Annotated in this window: 11 protein-coding genes; all 11 read left to right on the plus strand. The window is 30.6% G+C overall.

Annotated elements, in window-relative coordinates; genetic code table 11:
- The first annotated feature begins 334 nt into the window (after positions 1–334).
- Positions 335–2,041 carry a sensor histidine kinase gene (locus BUA82_RS07985; protein ID WP_073006429.1) on the plus strand — a complete coding sequence of 569 codons (1,707 nt, stop codon included), beginning with the start codon at positions 335–337 and terminating at the stop codon, positions 2,039–2,041.
- Complete coding sequence (locus BUA82_RS07990) at positions 2,034–3,662, plus strand: response regulator transcription factor (RefSeq protein ID WP_073006431.1); 1,629 nt, start codon at positions 2,034–2,036, stop codon at positions 3,660–3,662. Before BUA82_RS07985 ends, BUA82_RS07990 begins: the two co-directional genes overlap by 8 nt.
- A 103-nt stretch (positions 3,663–3,765) precedes the next feature.
- Positions 3,766–5,016, plus strand: coding sequence for an ABC transporter substrate-binding protein (locus BUA82_RS07995; protein ID WP_073006433.1), 1,251 nt, complete (start codon positions 3,766–3,768; stop codon positions 5,014–5,016).
- Positions 5,017–5,214: 198 nt separating this feature from the next.
- Positions 5,215–6,087: a carbohydrate ABC transporter permease gene (locus BUA82_RS08000; protein ID WP_073006435.1), complete on the plus strand. Its 873-nt coding sequence runs from the start codon at positions 5,215–5,217 to the stop codon at positions 6,085–6,087.
- An 11-nt stretch (positions 6,088–6,098) separates the two neighbouring features.
- Positions 6,099–6,923, plus strand: a complete 825-nt coding sequence (locus BUA82_RS08005) for a carbohydrate ABC transporter permease (protein WP_423230450.1) — start codon at positions 6,099–6,101, stop codon at positions 6,921–6,923.
- Between the two features lie 15 nt (positions 6,924–6,938).
- Positions 6,939–9,644, plus strand: a complete 2,706-nt coding sequence (locus BUA82_RS08010) for a glycoside hydrolase family 2 (protein ID WP_073006440.1) — start codon at positions 6,939–6,941, stop codon at positions 9,642–9,644.
- 10 nt (positions 9,645–9,654) lie between these two features.
- Positions 9,655–11,841, plus strand: a complete 2,187-nt coding sequence (locus BUA82_RS08015; RefSeq protein WP_073006442.1) for a glycosyl hydrolase family 65 domain-containing protein — start codon at positions 9,655–9,657, stop codon at positions 11,839–11,841.
- A gap of 107 nt (positions 11,842–11,948) precedes the next feature.
- Entirely contained in the window at positions 11,949–13,034 is a 1,086-nt protein-coding gene (locus BUA82_RS08020) for a glycoside hydrolase family 172 protein (protein WP_073006445.1), read from the plus strand.
- Positions 13,035–13,078: 44 nt separating this feature from the next.
- Entirely contained in the window at positions 13,079–15,640 is a 2,562-nt protein-coding gene (locus BUA82_RS08025; protein WP_073006447.1) for a glycoside hydrolase family 38 N-terminal domain-containing protein, read from the plus strand.
- 345 nt (positions 15,641–15,985) lie between these two features.
- Positions 15,986–17,923 carry a sigma-54-dependent Fis family transcriptional regulator gene (locus BUA82_RS08030; RefSeq protein WP_073006449.1) on the plus strand — a complete coding sequence of 646 codons (1,938 nt, stop codon included), beginning with the start codon at positions 15,986–15,988 and terminating at the stop codon, positions 17,921–17,923.
- A 384-nt stretch (positions 17,924–18,307) separates the two neighbouring features.
- A complete protein-coding gene (locus BUA82_RS08035; RefSeq protein ID WP_073006451.1) occupies positions 18,308–19,381 on the plus strand; it encodes a 2,3-butanediol dehydrogenase in 1,074 nt (357 codons plus the stop codon).
- The last annotated feature ends 30 nt before the right edge of the window (positions 19,382–19,411 follow it).

Here is a 19,411-nt window from a genome sequence, read left to right on the forward strand (position 1 = left end):
TACTATAACGGTAAGAAATATTTATATATTAGAATATAATTATGTTATAAAAACAATTTTTTTTGAACATACTATTAAAATTTAATAATAGTGTATCTTTAGAAACTGTAGAGAGTTTTAATGCTCTTTGCAGTTTTTTTCTTAAATGATAGTATGAAAATGTTGTTACTAAGTATTTTTTAGTTTTTACAAAGTGAATATTATGTTATATTTTGTCGAAGTTTATTGGACACTATATTAATAAAGTGATAATATTTTCTTAAATAATACAATAATAATTGTATGTATTTTAATATACAGTTTTATTAATTTTATTGTTAAGGATAGTGTAAATATGAAGAAAACGTTTAGAAAGAAAATGTTTATTGTCTTGCTATTAGTGTTATTTATAAGTTCATTAGGGGTATCATATATTTGGTATTTTAAAAGCAGAAGCATGATTACAGACGAAGTTTTTAAATCAACAAAGATTTTGGTAGAGGAAAGAAATAAGGATTTTGAGAAAGCCATAAAAGATTTGGATTATATGAGTATGTCTATTTCTGCTAATAATTTAAAAGTAAGCAGAGTTATTAGCAATAAATGGGATGATGCTTATCTTAGAATACAGTCCGAAAAAAAATTGCAGGAATACATGGATAGCTTGTATGGCAGCAGAAATTATATATCTACCATTGTAATAAGCAATACCATGGGTGATATTTACAAAAGAGGTAGCTCAATTAATGATGATTATATATTAAATCAAAGTTTTTATAATACACTAAAAGATAAGGGCTTAGAAAGGATAATTGTCCCCTATTATGATAAATACAACAATGTAAAGGAAATATTTATTATAAGAAATATTATTTATAATGAAAAGATAATTGGATATTCTATAGTGGGAATGTCTTATGATTATTTGAAAGAAATTTTTGATAAAAATCTACCTCAAAATAGCCTGCTATTTATTAAGAATGATAAAGGAGATAATATATATAAGAATTTTACTGATGATTACCAAAATCTTTTATTAGAAACTGAAACGATAAAGATTGAAGAAAACGGATATAAGTTAACAAATATAAAGAGGGAAAAATATCTAGTAATAAAATTTAATTCTGATTATACAAAATTCAAATTAACAGCAGTGGTGCCAACCAAAAAAATGTTTGCAGATGTTAACAAAACATTGAATAACATACTTGTATTAATACTTGTTGGTATGGGGGCTTTAGTATTTTTAGTAAATTTTATTTCTAGAGAAATAAGTAAAAACGTTCAAATATTAAGTGAAGGAATGAGGTCTTTTAGCGAAGGCAATTTGGAGGCAAAGGTTAATATAAAAAGTCAGGATGAACTAGGAGAACTGGGTCACTCATTTAATGAAATGACAGAGAGAATACAGAACCTTTTAAATAATATAAAGGAAAATGAAAAGGAAAAGGTAAATCTGGAAATTAAAGCTTTGCAGGGGCAAATAAATATGCACTTTTTATTCAACACGTTAAACACCATAAAGGATTTATGTTATATACAAAGGGTTACCAATGTAGAAAGGTTAGTTAATTCCTTAATGCAGCTATTGCATATAAGTATGGGTAAAGAGGATGGACTAATAGTCTTAAAAAAAGAAATAGAATATATAGAGCATTATTTAGAAATATATAGATATAAACATTTAGATAATATTCAGTGTTTTATTAATGTGGATGAGGATATTATGGAATGTATGGTGTTAAAATTTATACTTCAACCTATAGTTGAAAACTCTATAATTCATGGATTTGAAGATATGACGGAAAATGTAAAAGGGGTTATTTATATTAAGGGTGCAATAGAAGAAGGGGATATAAGGATAACAATAATAGATAATGGAAAAGGTTTTAAAATGGAAGATGAAAATAAAAACTTTACTGGTATTGGAATTGCCAATGTGGATAAGAGAATTAAAATGAATTTTGGACATCGATATGGCATTACTATTAAAAGTATATTAAATACCTCTACCACTGTAGAATTATTAATACCTTACATAAGGGGGAATACTAATGATTAATATTTTATTGGTAGATGACGATGTGTTAGTGTTAACTAAAATAAAGCAACTTATATTATTCTTAAAATCTGACTATCAAGTGGTTAAAGATGTTACCAGCGCTAAAGAAGCATTAGAATTTTCAAGAAATAATGAAGTGGATATTTTAATTACTGATATGAAAATGCCTAAAATGGACGGAATAGATTTAATAAAAGAGGTAAAAAAACTTAACATTAATATTCAAATTATTGCCATAAGCAGTTATGAAGATTTCTATTATGTAAAAGAAAGCTTAAAAGAAGGCTCTATTGACTATATTTTAAAGTATAGTTTAAATGAAGAAACACTTAAATCCGCGTTAGATAATGCTAAGAGAAGAATTTTAACTAATAAAAGTTTGCAAGTAACTAAATTAGAGAGAGACAAGCTTATTAAAAGCAGTAAGGTACTTTTAAAAAAGGAATTTTTAACTGAACTTCTTCAAGGAGAGGTTAGCAAAGATAACATTATAAAAAACTTCAAGGATTATGATTTAAATATTGATTATGGTAATTTAATTATTATTATCTGCGAAATCGATAATTATAGAGTAATAACAGAAGATTTTGATGATAAAGATAAGAAAATATTTAAAGATGCTGCTTTTGACATAATATCAAAGGTATTAGAGAAAACTCAAAGAAAAGAAATAATTTATTTAAGGAATGGAGAATATGTTATTTTCATGTCTTCAGACCAAAAGAGCAATCTATATACCATTAATGGTGCATCTCAGTATGCTGAAAGAATAAGTGATAATCTAGAAAGGTTATTAAACATAGAGGTTTCCATTAGTATAAGTAATTGCTGTAATAACTTAACAGATATATCAAAGGTATATTCAAATGCTAAGAATAAGTTAAAAAAGAAGTTTTTTGAAGGTAAAGGAAAAGTATATAACGCTTTTGAAAGAAGCACTGGTGTACAGGTAATAAAAAATAATTTTGACTTTAACAAAAGAGAAATTATTGACAAACTTAAAAAAGGAGATGACAGTTTATTAAATGACATTAACTTGCTTTTTAATAAATATAAAGAAGAAAGATACCCCTTTGAGATTATAGAGTTAACTGCAATTGAAATGTTAAATGTTGGAAATGACGTAATTAAAGATTATAAAATTAACATTGACACTGGGAAGTATAATATGAATGTTCTTTATAGAAATATTTATAAGTACGAAACTATTGAAGACATAAATGAGCTCATTGTTTCATTTTACGTCACTATTCTTTCTAATGTTAATAAAATAAATAAACTTCTGGATGCTAGTTATAGTAAATATACCGTTAAGTGTATAAATTATATTGAAAAAAATTATTCAAAACAGGCATCCCTGCAAGAAGCAGCAGATTTTATAGGTGTTAATGCTGCGTATTTAAGTAAAATATTCAAAGAAGATGTAGGAGAAAATTTTGTGGAATATTTAAATAAGCATAGGATTAAAAGTGCACAGGAGCTAATAAAGTCAAAAAAGTATTCTATTAAAGAGATTTGTGTTATGGTAGGTTTTGCAAATTATAACTATTTTTTTAAGGTTTTTAGACAAGTAACGAATTTAACACCATCAGAATTTCAAAAAAATATAAAAATTTTATAGTAAATACAAAAATAGTGTAGTCCTTTACAGGCCTGCATTTTTTTATAATAAAGGTAGAAAGTAATTAAAATAATTTGTATAAAAATAAGGGGAGGAATATTTTATGAAAAGAAACTTTGTAAAAGGAATCAAAGCACTTCTTTGTGTAACTTTAGTTGGAACAGCTTTGGTTGGATGTTCTTCAGGAAATGCTAACAAAAGTGAAAAAGTAACAGATGGCAAGATCGTTTTAAAGTATGCCACTGGTGACTCAGGTCCTGCGGTAGAGGTTCAGGAAGAGATTGTAAAGGAATTCAATAATTCTCAAGAAAAAATTGAAGTTAAGCTAGAAACTTACGGTACTGCTTTTGACCAAAAGCTAGCAGCTGCTATTGGCGCAGGAACAGCACCAGATGTTGTTAAAATGTGGAATTTTCCTGCTTATTATAAAAGCTTAGTACCTTTAAATGACTACATAGATAAGCTAGAGGATAAAAAGGATTTTTATAGCACATTATTTAATTACGCAAATATGAAAGATAAAATATATGGAATGCCAATAGGATTCTCTACCAGAGCAATTCACTATAATAAGGATTTAGTTGAAAAAGCAGGAGTGGAAATAAAGGATAGCTGGAATTTTAATGATTTTAAAGAAGCTTCCAAAAAGATAACTAAAGGAGACAATTATGGATTTTATTTTTACTATAACCCTGATCCATATGCTCTAGAATCTTTCTTATGGTCCAATGGCGGTGAATGGTTAAATGATGCAGGTAAGCCTGTTATAAATAGCCGAAATAATAAAGAAGTATTACAAGCATTGCATGACATGGTTTATAAAGATAAGGTAGCTTTTGCAGCTAACCTTGGAGATGATTTTGGCCAGGCGTTTTCTTCAGGAAAATATGGTTTTGCAGAAATGGGTAAATGGTTCATACCTTCAATAAATGATACAGGATTAAAGTTAGGAATAGCTCCTATGCCTGGTTTTAAAGATGGTAATGGAATGAGTGCAGTACATGCAGCTTTTCTTTCTGTAACTACAAGTTCAAAGAATCAAGATGCTGCTTGGGAATTTATAAAATTCTATACATCTAAAGAATCAACAAAGAAACTACAAAAAATAGAAATGCCAGTAAGAGAATCTGTGGCTAAGGAATTAGGATTATTAGATGATGCTCAAATAAAACCTTTCTATACTATGCTAGAAAGATCCGTATCAAAGAGACCATCCTTAGTTAAATCTGAAAAATGGCCAGAAGTTAGTTCAGAAGTGGCAGCAGGTTTAGAATCTATATTTGCTCAACAAAATGCTGATGTTAGCAAAATATTAGATGATGTTCAGAAAAAAGTAGAAGAAATAACTAAATAGTACTACCTTAGTTTAAGTTTAAGGTTAATTAGATGTAATTAGCCTTAAACTTAAATATTATATTAGCGATTAGTCCAAGTAGTTACAAGAGCAATTATCTTAGTAATTAATCCAAGGATTATATTAGTTCTAACCTAGCCAATTACTTTAGCAATTATATTGGAATTAGTCAAAGCAATTACTTAAAGGAGGATGGTTATGTATCTTAAAGGAAAGCAAAAAGTTATTCCATATTTATTTATATCTCCTTGGATAATAGGTTTTTTAGTATTTACCCTGTTTCCCTTAATATTCTCGTTATTTATGAGTTTTCATAATTGGAGCATAACTGGAGAAAGAATTTTTATTGGATTTAATAATTATAAAACTATGTTTGCAGATGAAAATTTTTATAAATCTCTTACAATTACACTTAAATATGCATTGTTTTTAGTGCCTTTTAATGTAGGAATAGCATTATTATTAGCATTGCTTCTAAATACCAACATTAAAAAAATTGGTATATTTAAAACTATATTCTACTTACCAAGCATTATTTCCGGAGTTGCTTTAGCTATGATATGGACATGGATTCTTGGAGATAAAGGAATTTTAAACTATTTATTATCAGTTTTAGGCTTAGACCCTATTCCTTGGCTTAGAAGTCCTAAAGCAGCTTTGTGGGCTGTAGTACTTGCCACTGTATGGGCTCAAGGCTCTATGATGTTAGTGTTCTTAACTGGTCTAAAATCTATACCAAATCAAGTATATGAAGCAGCTGAAATAGATGGAGCTGGAGGATTAAAAAAATTCTTTAAAATAACAATTCCTCTTTTAAGTCCAACTATTGTGTATAACCTTATTATGGCAATAATAGCATCTTTCCAGCAGTTAACTGTAGTAATGAATTTAACTAATGGGGGACCTGTTAAATCTACCTACATGTATGCATTATATGTATATCAAAATGCTTTTGTAAAATTCAAGCTTGGATATGCAGCAGCAAATGCTTGGGTGATGTTTTTAATAATTTTATCTTTAACAGGATTAGTATTTTATATTTCTAAAAAATGGACTTATTACGAGGTTTAGGAGGGATTATGGTGAAATCAAAAGTATCTAAAGTTGCAACATATAGTATTCTTGTAATATTATCCATAGCATTTTTGTTTCCGCTTTTTTGGGCTTTCATTACGGCTGTAAAATCTCCAGGAGAGCTTGCTAAATATCCTCCAACCTTTTTTCCAAAGGAAATACATTGGGAGAACTTTGCCAAAGCTTGGAATTCACAGCCCTTTACAAAGTATTTAATAAACTCAGTTATTGTCACAGTGCTAGCTGTAATAGGTATGACCTTTTCCAGCGCCTTAGTGGCATATGGCTTTGCTAGGTTTGAATTTAAAGGCAACAAGATTATGTTTACCTTATTGCTATCTACTATGATGATTCCATGGGATGTACTAGTTATACCTCTATATATGCAATATAACTTTTTTGGATGGTTAAATACATTAAAACCTTTAATAGTTCCTGCGTATTTTGGAGGAGCCTTTTATATATTTCTTATGAGACAGTTTTTAAAGACCATTCCTAAAGATTTTGAAGAGGCAGCATTAATAGATGGTGCTAATCATATTCAGATATTTACTAGAATATTTTTACCACTATTAAAGCCACAGCTTGTACTATCTGCAATAATGTACATGATAGTGGTTTGGAACGATTATCTAGGACCATTAGTATATATTTCAAGTTCAGAAAAATTCACTTTACCTATTGGTCTATCATTATTTAAGGGAGCTTATACAACAGATTTTACATCCCTTATGGCAATTACTGTAATTATGACTATACCAACTATAATAGCATTCTTTATAGGACAAAAGCACATATTGAATAACAATGTTAGTGCAGGGATAAAAGGATAAATAGGAGAAATGTATATGAAAAATATCAGTTTAAATGGACAGTGGAATATATTTTTTGATGGAGAAAAAAATATTAATGAAAAAAATTATTTTCAAGGTGAAAAAAAGATTTCCATTGTACCTGAAGCAGTAGAAAAAATATTAGAAGATAGAATATTTTCCGGACCATTTTTCTATGAAAAAGAAATTTTTATTGAAGAAGTTAATAATAACAATTGTTATTTGTTAGAGTTTTTAGGAGTGAGTTATTATTGCGAAGTATATCTAAACGGAAATTATATACAAAGTCATGAAGGTATTTGGGATAATTTCAAAGTGGATATTACAGAGTATTTACAAGCTGGAGGAAATAAAGTTTTAGTAAAGGTTATTAAGCCGGATTTTAATAAAGACAGCAAGTATTTTTATAGGTCTGTACTTTTTGGATTCATACCTGATATATCCATTCCCTTTGGCGGTATATGGAAGGATGTAAATCTTTTAGTAAGAGGAAAGAATTATTTTAATGAGGTTAATTATAAATTTGATGTAGACAATAAGTGCATTATTATAGATAGCAAATTAAATAGCGTTGATGATGGTGAGCATAATGACATTAACCTAGAAGTGGAAATAGGTACACCAGAGGGTGGCGTTATTACAAAACACATGACATATTCAGAAAACATAGTATTAGCTATGGATAATATTAAGGTATGGTCACCAGATAAACCTTATTTATATACTGTAAAAATCAAGCTTTTAAAAGATGAATGTAATGGTGAAACCCAGGATTATAAAGAGATAAGAGCTGGATTTAGAAAAGTAGAGTTAAGAGATGGAGAAATACATTTAAATGATGAAAAATTCTATATGAGAGGTATTCTACATTGGGGAGCTTATCCAGAAAAGTTTACTCCAACACCTAGCTATGAAGAGGTGAAAGCAGAGCTTTTAAAGGTAAAGTCCTTAGGATTTAATACAATAAAGCATTGTTTATATTTTCCTCCTGCTTATTATTATGAACTTTGTGACGAGCTTGGAATTGTAACTTGGCAGGAGATGCCACTATGGCTGCCTTACAAAAATAGTTATCTATTAAATAGAATATATACTGAATATCCTAAGATGTTAAATTATTTTATGCATTATCCTTCAGTATCTTTGGTAAGCTTAAGCTGTGAGCTGGATGCCACTATTTCCAGCAATGTTTTAAATGACCTTTACAAAATGGTAAAGAGCATGGACAAGGATATGATTATTTGTGATAACAGTGGATCGGGAGAGTGCTTTGAAGGAGTAACTAATAGTGAATCAGACATTTATGATTATCATTTCTATGCAGAACTTTATAACTTAGATGGGCTTATAAATGAATTTACTAGAAGTTACAGGCCCTTAAGACCATGGATTTTTGGTGAGTATAATGATTGTGATACTTTTAGAACCATAGAAGATATAAAAAAACATTCTGATTATGAGCTTTGGTGGTTAAATCCAGATGAAAGAAAAAACCTTCTTAGAATGACTCATAAAGGTTTTAATTCAGATTTGCCAATATATCATCAAGAAGAGATTATAGCTAAATATGGCATACAAGAAGAAGTTAAAGCTATTAAAGAAATAAGCTACCAACAATCTTATATGATGAGGAAATATATTTTAGAGCTTACTAGAAGTTATAAAGAAATAAAGGGTTATAATATTACAGCTATAAGGGATGTTTCCATTACTACTTCAGGAATTTTCGATGACAATATGGAAAGTAAGTTTAGTGCTGAAGAGTTTAGTAAAATCAATGGAGATATTGTAGTAGCCTTAAGTAAAAATCTTACTAGAATATGGGACAATGGTACAGATAGATTTTTAAATCAAGATTTATATAACTATTTTTCAGAGGGAAATCTTATAGGAAAGCTTGTTGTATCTAATAGAAAGAATAAGGATTTAGAAGGGAAATATACTGTAACCTTAAAGGATGATAAGGAAGTATATTTCACTTATGAAGACAAGTTAAATATAGATAAGAATGTTACTACTCAACTAGCTGAACTTAATATAAAGCTGCCAAAGGTAGAAGAGACAAGAAGATTAAAGCTATGTGTTAACTTGGTATATAAAGATGAAAGTTACGAAAACCATTGGGACATATGGGTTTATAATGATAGCTTTTCTGATAAACTTATATATTTATTTGATAACACCAATGCTCTAGAGGGGATAGAAGAAAGTTTTAGGGTAAAAAGAGTATTAGGTTTGGAAGATTTATATCAACTTAATTCTGGAGATTTATTGGTAACTACTTATTTCGATAAAGGTATTGAAGCCCTTGGAGATAGAGGGGTAAATATTCTGTATTATCAAAAGGGTGAAGGCTATTTCCCATTAACTTATAACCCTTTCTTTAGAGAAGGTATAAAAAAGATATTTTCTCATAGTATTACAAATACCTTAAATCATCTTGGATATGGAGGCTATCAACTTTATGGAGTGGGTACTGATAGATATTATGATAAGCTTCAATTAGAAGAAATAATAGGGAAATATAATCCGATAATAAGAAGATATGATGCTAGAAAATTTAAAGCTGGGGACTATATATTTGAGTATAAAAAGAATAAGGGAACAATTATAGCAACTACTTTAAATTTAGATGGTGGTAAAGGAAGCCAGCCTTATAACTTTAAATATAATATAATGGCTCAATACTTACTAAATTCCATAATAGAATATTTAAAATAAGGAGGATAATATGTGCTGGTTAATACAAAATTATATATATAATCCTGAAGATAATAAGCACTATGAAGGTGCTTTTACTCAAGGCAATGGCTATGTAAATATTCGTGGAAGTTTTGAAGAGGATTTAGATGGAGCAACTCAAAATGATATATATTGGAGGCTGCCAGCCAATGTAACCTTGGAAAAAGCAAGACATAGTAAGAGTAAGTGGGGGGTATATGTTCCTGGAATATATGGAGTTCACCCTATTTTAGGAGAGGAAATAGTTAATTTACCATATTTTTTAGGTGTTAATCTTTACTTTGATTCTGAAAGATTGGACATGGAAGTCTCAGATTATAGAGATTTTACAAGAAGCTTAAATATGAAGAATGCAGTACTTGAAAGAAGCTTTACTTGGAAGATTAAAGGAAATGATATTGAAGTTAACTTCAAAAGATATTGCAGTATGGAAAATAAAAACCTTGTAGTACAGGAATTAGTGTTAAACTCTTTAGACAAAGATGTAGAGTTAAGGCTGGAAAACTTTATTGATGCTGGTATTACCACCAATGGATATAATCATTTTACCAAAGTGTTATTAGAAAATGATGAAGCTTTAAAGGCTTTTGTCACTACAGATACCAATCAGGAAGTTGGTATATACAGTAAGGTTTTTGTGGATGGTTCTGATAAAAGTGCTATTGGGTTTAGTAGTAGTGAAAGTAGAATCATAGAAAGTTTTAATATCCACCTTAAGAAAAACAATAGAATCATAATTAAAAAATACTCTATAATAACTACTTCAATAGATACTGACTATAAAAATGATATAAGAAGTTTACTTCATAGCAAGGCAAAAGCTATTAACAACAATATTACTATGGATAGCCATGAAAAACTATGGCAGGAAAGATGGAACATATCAGATATTAATATAGTTGGGGATAAAGAGGTGCAGCTTGCTACAAGATTTAGCATATATCATTTATTAAGAGCGGTTAATGATAGTGATAAAGTAGCGATTGATGCTAAAGCATATGCTGGAGAAGCATACTTTGGACATTATTTTTGGGACACAGAGATATATTTATTACCCTTTTATATATACACACAACCCCAACATGCTAAAAATCTACTAATGTATAGATATAATACTTTAAAAGGTGCTAAAGAAAATGCAAAAAGATATGGATATGAGGGTGCTAGGTATCCTTGGGAAGCATGTATTTCAGGGTGGGAGCAATGTTCAAATTGGCAGTATTCTGATTTAGAGATTCATGTTACAGCGGATATAGTTTATGGTATGTGGAACTATTATGAAGCTACCGGAGATGAGGAGTTCTTATTAAATGAAATGTTAGAAATAATGGTAGAGACTGCTAGATACTGGGTTTCTAGAGTGGATGTAGTTGATTGTAAATACAGACTTTTAGGAGTTATGGGGCCTGATGAGTATTTACCATTTACTAATGATAATTCTTTTACAAATTATATGGTAAAGTTCTCCTTAAACAAAACCTTAGAAGTCTTAGAAATAGCAAAGAAGAATAATTTAGATAAGTTTAATGAGCTTAAGGTGACAAATGAGGAGATAGATTTAATACGTAAGGTTTCTAGTGAACTAGTATTTTTATTGGATGATAAATCAAAGTTTATTCATCAGTGTGAAGGTTTTGAAAAATTTCTAGAGGTAGATTTTGAAAAAGTATGGATAGATAAAAGTAAACCTTTTGGAAATTTTATTTCTCAAGAGAAAAATTACAGAAGTAAAGCATTAAAGCAAGCGGATGTGGTAGCCTTACTATATCTTTTCAAAAATGACTTTGATGAGGATATTAAGAAAAATTGTATTAAATACTATGAAAAATTAACTACTCATGATTCCTCTCTCTCATATATATTTCATTCATTAGTCTATAGTGATATCAAAGACAGTAAATCAGCATATGAGTTTTTGCATAAAAGTCTTGGTATTGATTTGTATGGAAAGGGAAGTGCGGAAGGAATACACATTGCTAACTGTGGCGGAATATGGCAGGGGATAGTGATGGGCTTATGCGGACTAGGTTTATCATCAAATAATAAAGAATTAATTTTAAATCCTAATTTGCCAGAGCACATTAAGAAAATTGAATTTAAGATTTATTTGAAGCGTCGATTATATAAGGTTACAGTAGAGAAACAGCAAGTAGATATAAAAGAGATAACTAAATAGATTTAGAATTCTATCAAAAGTGTTAAAAGTTAATTAATATTCTTTTAAAACAGAGAGTTTAGCAGGTTTACACTAAGTCACGATTTGAAAAATGAGAGGGGAATATTATGTTTTCAAGTGGTATAGGCTTAGGCCTTGGAAATATATTTTGTACTTCAAATGCAAAAAGCAGATCTATTACAGCAGAGAACCCCAAAGGTGCAAAAGGTAAGGGAGCTATGGCTGAAGTTTCTCCAGAGGAAATAAAACACCCAGCTAGAGAATTGGGTAAGGGGTGGAAGGTCAGACCTTCAGTAACTCTTGATATTGGAGAAAAATTCTTATTAGCTGAAATAGAAGGACCAGGTATTATTAATCACATATGGATGACAGCTTTTCCAGAAGCATGGAGGCATTTAATATTAAGATTTTATTGGGATGAAGAAAAAAATCCTTCAGTAGAAGTGCCTATGGGAGACTTTTTCTGTAATGGGTGGTGTTCAAGAAGCAATGTATCATCCCTTCCAATATCCGTAAATCCTGCAGGAGGATTTAATATATATTTCCCTATGCCTTTCATGAAAAAAGCAAGGATAACTGTGGAGAATATAAGTTTTGAAAAACAGATGTTATTTTATCAGGTGGATTATGTACTAACAGACATCCCAGATAATTCTGCTTATTTCCATGCACATTTTAGAAGAGAAAACCCAGTTAAGTATAAAGAACCATATACAATAGTTCATAGTATAAAAGGGAAGGGACAATATGTAGGCACCTATATGGCATGGCAGGTTAATAGCAATGATTGGTGGGGAGAAGGGGAAATAAAATTTTATATGGATGGAGACAAGGAGTATCCTACCATTTGTGGCACAGGTACTGAAGATTATTTTGGAGGAGCTTGGAACTTTGAATTTCCTAAAGGGGAGTATGGTGAGTTTAGCAACTTATATCATGGGTTAAATCAGGTAATAAAACCAGATGGACTATATAAAGCCAATGAAAGGTTTAGTATGTATAGGTTTCATATTTTAGATCCCATATATTTTGAAAGAGATTTAAGGGTTACCATTCAGGCTTTAGGTTGGAGAAGTCATGGAAGATTTTTGCCTCTTCAAGATGATATTGCTTCAGTGGCATACTGGTATCAGGTAGAACCTCATGAAAAGTTTCCAAAGCTGCCAGATTATAATGACCTGGAAGTAATTTAATTAAATATATTGTTTTTAAGACTAATTAGAAAGTAGTTGATTTAATGGAAAACTTTTACTACGCCTTTTGTAATCACTGGACACAAGCAGGTATAGGATTTGCCTTTCCTTTTGGATATATGGGAAATAAGAAATATTATAATACTTTTTCTACAGTATATACTATAAATAAAATGTTAGATGCTGCAGATGACTTTCCAGGGTTGGTAGTGGGCCTTGAATTAGATTCTTATGCTTATGAAGAGGTTCTAAAGGAAGCACCTGAATGTATTGAAAGATTAAGAAAGTATATTAATGAAGGAAAGGCCTGTATTGAAGGAGGTACTTATGGACAACCTTTAGGACAGGATTATGGATGGGAATCTAATATAAAACATCTTACTCAGGGTAGAAATACTATAAAAGAAGTTTTACATTATGATACAAAAACCTTCTTGGTAGAGGAGCAATGGTTTCATCCTCAAATGCCTCAATTACTTAATAAAAGCGGATTTAAATATGCTTCACTTCAAAATCAAAACTCTGGTCAGGTTAAACCAAGTAATGAGTCTATAATTAACTGGAAGGGAATAGATGGATCCTCAATACCTACCATACCTTCAAATAATTTTATGGTTTCCTGTGTACGTCAATATACTGATTATAATGCCTATAAGAAAATAATTAATAATGTAGAAAGGCCTTTACTATTCCAATGGATTGAGATATGGCCACCAGGAATGGATTGGGGAGCTAGTGCTGTACCTTTTGAAAAAGCTATTAATCAGGTTTTAGCTTTAGGGGGGAAATGTGTTTCTTTATCAGAGTATCTAGATAATGAAGTGCCTAAGAGAAAACTAAAGCAAGAATATATAACTTTGGATCAGTCAAATTACGCAAATAACTGGTATCAAGGGGGAGGCTGGGGATATGATGGCGATAGGGTTATAGCTATGGACAGGATAGCAGAACAGCAACTCTTGGCTTATGATACCTTAAGAGGGATATATTTTATAAATAATAAGATTCAAAGCTATAAAGAATCAAGTGGTTTTTGGAAGAGAATAATGATTTTACAAAACCATGATGTTTCTGTGGCAAGAACCTATAGAGCCTTTAAAGAAGGTGTTCCTACTGAATGTGGACTTATGGCAGTGGCTGATTATAAAAGTCTCATAGATGATGTTAAAAAAGAGTATTCTAATAGTAGTACAAAAAAATGTGATGAATCCATTAAGGAAAAAACTGATATTTCTATATGTATATTAAATTATAATGGTATTAATGGAACAAAGAAAATCAGTATACCCATAAAAGATTTGAAGGATAACAATTTTAAATTAGATGGCTTTGATTTAATATGTGATAACAAAAGCATACCATATTATGTAGATAAAAATTGCGGGAGAGAAGAGATTAATTTTGCAATGGAACTTCCAAAGGTAGGCATTAAAAAAGTTAAGATGGTGGAAGGTAAAGGAGACTTACTAGAAGTAAAAGATTACGGAAGTGATAATTCTATTGAAAATAGCAAGATTAAGATTCAATGGATAGAAGATAGTTGGGGTGTAAAAATTACTGATAAGTGTACAGGTTCTGAGTACCAGTATTATATTTTTAGTGGAAACATTGGTAAAATGAATGAGCATGATGCAGGGGCTTTTCATGCATTGAGTCCTGGTCATGAAACTTTCACCTTTGCTTTTGATGGCACTACTCACTGTCCAGATCAGACTTCTACCATGAGAATAGAGTGTACAAGCGAAGAGGTTAAAGGTTTTGAATCTACCTTAGTATTAAGATCAAACCTTTTAACCTTGCATACCACAGAGATTCCTGTAGCTTTTGCTGAAGCAAGGGTTACTTATAATCATATAACTAGTAATATTGAATTTAATTCATTAATTTATACTGGTGTTTACCTCAATATAAATGCATTTAGTGTATTAAAACATAATATTAAAGGCGTAAATTATTACAGAGATTTTCCTTTTGGAGAGGAATTAACACAAATAAATAACATTTACTGTAATACTTACTTAAGAGCTGATAATGACAAAGAAGAAGGATTTACACTTATAAATTTTGGCAATCAAAAAGTTGATATAGTAAAAGAAAATAATTGTCATGAAATAAGACAAATGATATCTAGGGGTAAAGTCCTAGGAGAATATAATTTTAAATTCGTACTATCATTAGGTAAAAAGCAAACTTATGAGGCCATTAAACTCTCTAAAGATGAAAGAAGAGAAAGTATTCCTATAATTATTAGTAGCATTAATAATTCAGATATGTTCACTTGGAAGTCACCAGAAATAATACTTTCTGCCTTAGAACAAAGAGAAGATAAAGTTATTGTGAGAATAGCAAATTATTCAGAGAAATTTATCAATAAAGAAGAGTTTAGTTTTTCGTTTAATATAAAAGAAGCAAATTTAACAGACTTCAATAATATAATTGAAAAAGAAGAAATATACTTTAGTTCTTCCTCATATGATTGTGCTCTTTCTTATAATAATATTGGGAAAGTAAATAATGGAACTGCTAAAAATAAATTTAAAGCCATAAATTCTCTTAAGATATCCCTTAAACCTTGGGAAATAAAAACTCTTCAGCTAAAGATATAGTGTAACTTAAACATATTATTTATCTTATTGTTAATATTATAATTTGACTTAATCTTCCACTACCCCAGGGGGACTACCTTTTTTTGGTAGCGCCCCTGGGGTAGTGGCACTTTTATCCAAAACATTATTTTGCTAAAGCCTATATGGATTATTAGTCAAAAGTATCTATAATGTAATTATATAAGCTAAATTTAACTATATAAATTAAGTCAAATGAGGTTATGTTTTAAATAAAGTCACTATTGCTATGTTATGATAACCTAAATACTGTAGGAGTAAGTGATTGAGGATATTAATGATTATGAAAGTTAATAGAGTTATAAGTAATATTGGAGTGAGATAAAAATGGAAAATTACATTAGATTCATTGAAGGGGCATGGAAGGATTTTACTGATAAAGGATACCTTAATCCGTCCGTGAGGCCAGAGATTGCTGAATCTTGGAAAAGGTGTAGAAACTATGGGGTGGACCATAGGAGTGGTAAGGGAAATAAAATTTACAAGGTGCCTGTGGAAATTAAGCTTGAGGAGAATGCTGAGCTTATGGCAGTGGCTCGTCCTATTATGCAAGATGTTTATAATACTGTGGCGGGTTCAGGTTTTGCTATGATTTTAGCGGATAAGGACGGATATGTATTAGACACTTTTGGAGATAAGGAAATCATGAAAAAAGTTGAAGAGCTAAATTTTGTTAAGGGCATGCTTTGGACTGAGGAAGCTGTAGGTACTAATGCCATTGGTACAGCGTTATATTTAGATAAGCCTATACAAACCATTGGAGCTGAGCATTATGGATGGCATCAGCATTCTTGGACATGTTCTGCAGCACCTATTCATGATGAGGATGGTAATATTATTGGATGTATTAATATGTCGGGAAATTACTATAGTGCTCATTCTCACACCTTAGGCATAGTGACTTCTGCTGCTCAATATATTCAAAAACAGTTAGCTTTAACCTTATCTTATAAGCTTTTAAATGTAACCTTTGACTCTGTTTCTGAAGGGATGATTGTCCTTGATGAATTTCTTAATATAAAAAGAGTAAATGGTAGAGCGTGTACTATATTAAGAATGTCTTTGGAGGAAGCTTTAAAAATTAATATAAAAGAAACATTAATTGATGTTGATCTTAAGAAAATATTAAATACTCCAGCAAAAACCTATAATAATATAGAATGTGATTTTTATATAAACGAAAGTTCAATAAAATGTATAATCAATGCTGTACCTATGAATGCAAATAATAAAAATTCTGGTGTTGTTATCACCTTTAGAGAAGCTGAGTATGTGCATAAGCTAGTAAATAAGGTGGTAGGATATAAAGCTAACTATACTTTTAAAGATTTTATAACAGAAAATCATAAGATGAAAAGTATAATTGAACTTGCAAAAAAGGCTTCTACCAGCGATTGCAGCATAATAATAGAAGGGGAAAGCGGTACAGGTAAGGAGGTTATAGCTCAATCCATTCATAACTATAGCAGTAGGTCCTTGGGGGCTTTTGTAGCTGTAAACTGTGCCTCAATTCCTAGAGAATTAGTGGAAAGTGAGCTTTTCGGCTATGAAAAAGGGGCTTTCACAGGAGCGAATAAAGAAGGACACCCAGGAAAATTTGAGCTAGCTCATGGTGGAACCATATTTTTAGATGAGATTGGAGAGCTCCCTCTAGACATTCAAACTAAGCTCTTAAGAGTTTTAGACAATCATACTATTACTAGAGTTGGAGGGACTTCTCAAAAACAGTTAGATGTAAGGGTGATAGGTGCAACTAATCGTATTCTCAAGGAAGAGATAAAAAATAAGAGTTTTAGGGAAGATTTATTTTATAGATTAAATGTTATAAATATAAAAACTATTCCTTTAAGAGATAGAAAAGAAGACATAGAAACACTTGTACATAATTTTGTGGATAAACTTAATATGAAAAATAATTCTGTGGACAAAATTGTAGATAAATCATACATAGAAAATCTCAAGGGTTATCATTGGCCAGGCAATGTGAGAGAGCTGAGAAATGTGGTGGAAAGAGACTATTATCTTAGCAGTAATTTAATAAAGACACCTCATTCCATAGATGAAAATATGCTGATAAAATCTCAGTGTAATGAAGAAAAAATAAGTATTACCCCACTGCAGGAATTAGAAAATGAAAGTATAAGAAATGCTATAAGTTGCTGTCAAGGTAATGTGGTTATGGCTGCTAAAATGCTTAATATAAGCAGGGCTACTATTTATAGAAAAATTAAAAAATATGCACTACTAAATAATGATATATACTAATTAAATATTGAGGGTAAGGCTAAAGGCGGTTAGTAATTCTTACATAACGAAAAAAGATATGCTCTAATTATGCTCTGAGAGTAAGGAAAATATGAATTAGTAAATTTGTTATACTAAAGAAAAAGTAAGGGATAAATCCTGTATATATTAAATAAAAAGAAAAATTAATAGATTAACAAAGAGTAAAAATAAAGTTGTAGCAAAATGAGAAAAAAACATATTTATTCTCAATATGAGAATAAATATGTGTATCATTTTGAGAATAAAAAGAGGAAAGGGCTTGTTGTAAGCCTTTTTTACTTTTGGCAAGGTTATTGCTATTTAATAATAATGTTAAAAAATTAACATTAAAGTTAAAGAGATAACAAAGTAGGAGGGTTAATTATGAAAGCAGCATTATGGTATGCAAAAAATGATGTAAGGGTAGAAGAAATACAAGAACCAAAGGTTATTCCTGGAACAGTAAAGATTAAAGTTAAGTGGTGTGGAATCTGTGGATCAGATCTTCATGAATATTTAGGAGGACCGATATTCATTCCTGTTGGACAAGCTCATCCATTGAGTGGAAATGCTGCTCCTGTAGTATTAGGACATGAATTTTCTGGTGAAGTTGTAGAAATAGGGGAAAATGTTACTAATTTTAAAATTGGAGATAGAGTTGCTGTAGAGCCTATAGTTGCTTGTGGAAAATGTCCAGCTTGTAAAGAGGGTAAATATAACTTATGCGAATCTTTAGGATTCCATGGACTTTGTGGAAGCGGCGGTGGATTTGCTGAATATACAGTATTCCCAGAGGAGTTCGTTCATAAGCTTCCAGATAATATGTCTTACGAGCAAGCTGCTTTAATTGAGCCAATGGCAGTAGCGCTTCATTCTATAAGAATAGCTAACTTTAAAACAGGAGATACAGCATTAGTACTAGGTTCAGGACCTATAGGACTTGCTACTATTGAATGCTTAAAGGCTGCAGGGGCAAGCAAAGTTATAGTGCTTCAAAGAAAGTCTATCAGACAGGAATATGCAAAAAGAGCAGGTGCCGACATAGTTTTAGATCCTAACGAAGTAGATATAGTAGCTGAAGTTAAGAAAGCTACTAATGGCGTAGGTGTGGATGCATCCTTTGAAACCACAGGAGCTAAAATTGGTTTTGATATAGGACTTAATAGCTTAAAATATGAAGGAATCATGGTTATTACAAGTATATGGGAAAATGAAATTAGTATAAATCCTAACGCTCTAGTGTTCTCAGAAAAGAAAATTGTAGGAACTTTAGCCTATAGACATGAGTTTCCAGCCACAATAGCACAAATGAGTGATGGAAGAATAAAAGCAGAAGGATATATCACATCAAAGATTCATTTAGAGGATATAGTAGAAAAAGGCTTTGGAACATTAACAGGACCAGATAAGAAAAAACATGTAAAGATATTAGTAACTCCTGACGAAGAATTAATTTAGTAAAAAAATGGAGCCACCCCAGGGGGACTG

It is taken from the genome of Clostridium amylolyticum (genome assembly GCF_900142075.1).
GTDB lineage: Bacteria > Bacillota > Clostridia > Clostridiales > Clostridiaceae > Clostridium_AA > Clostridium_AA amylolyticum.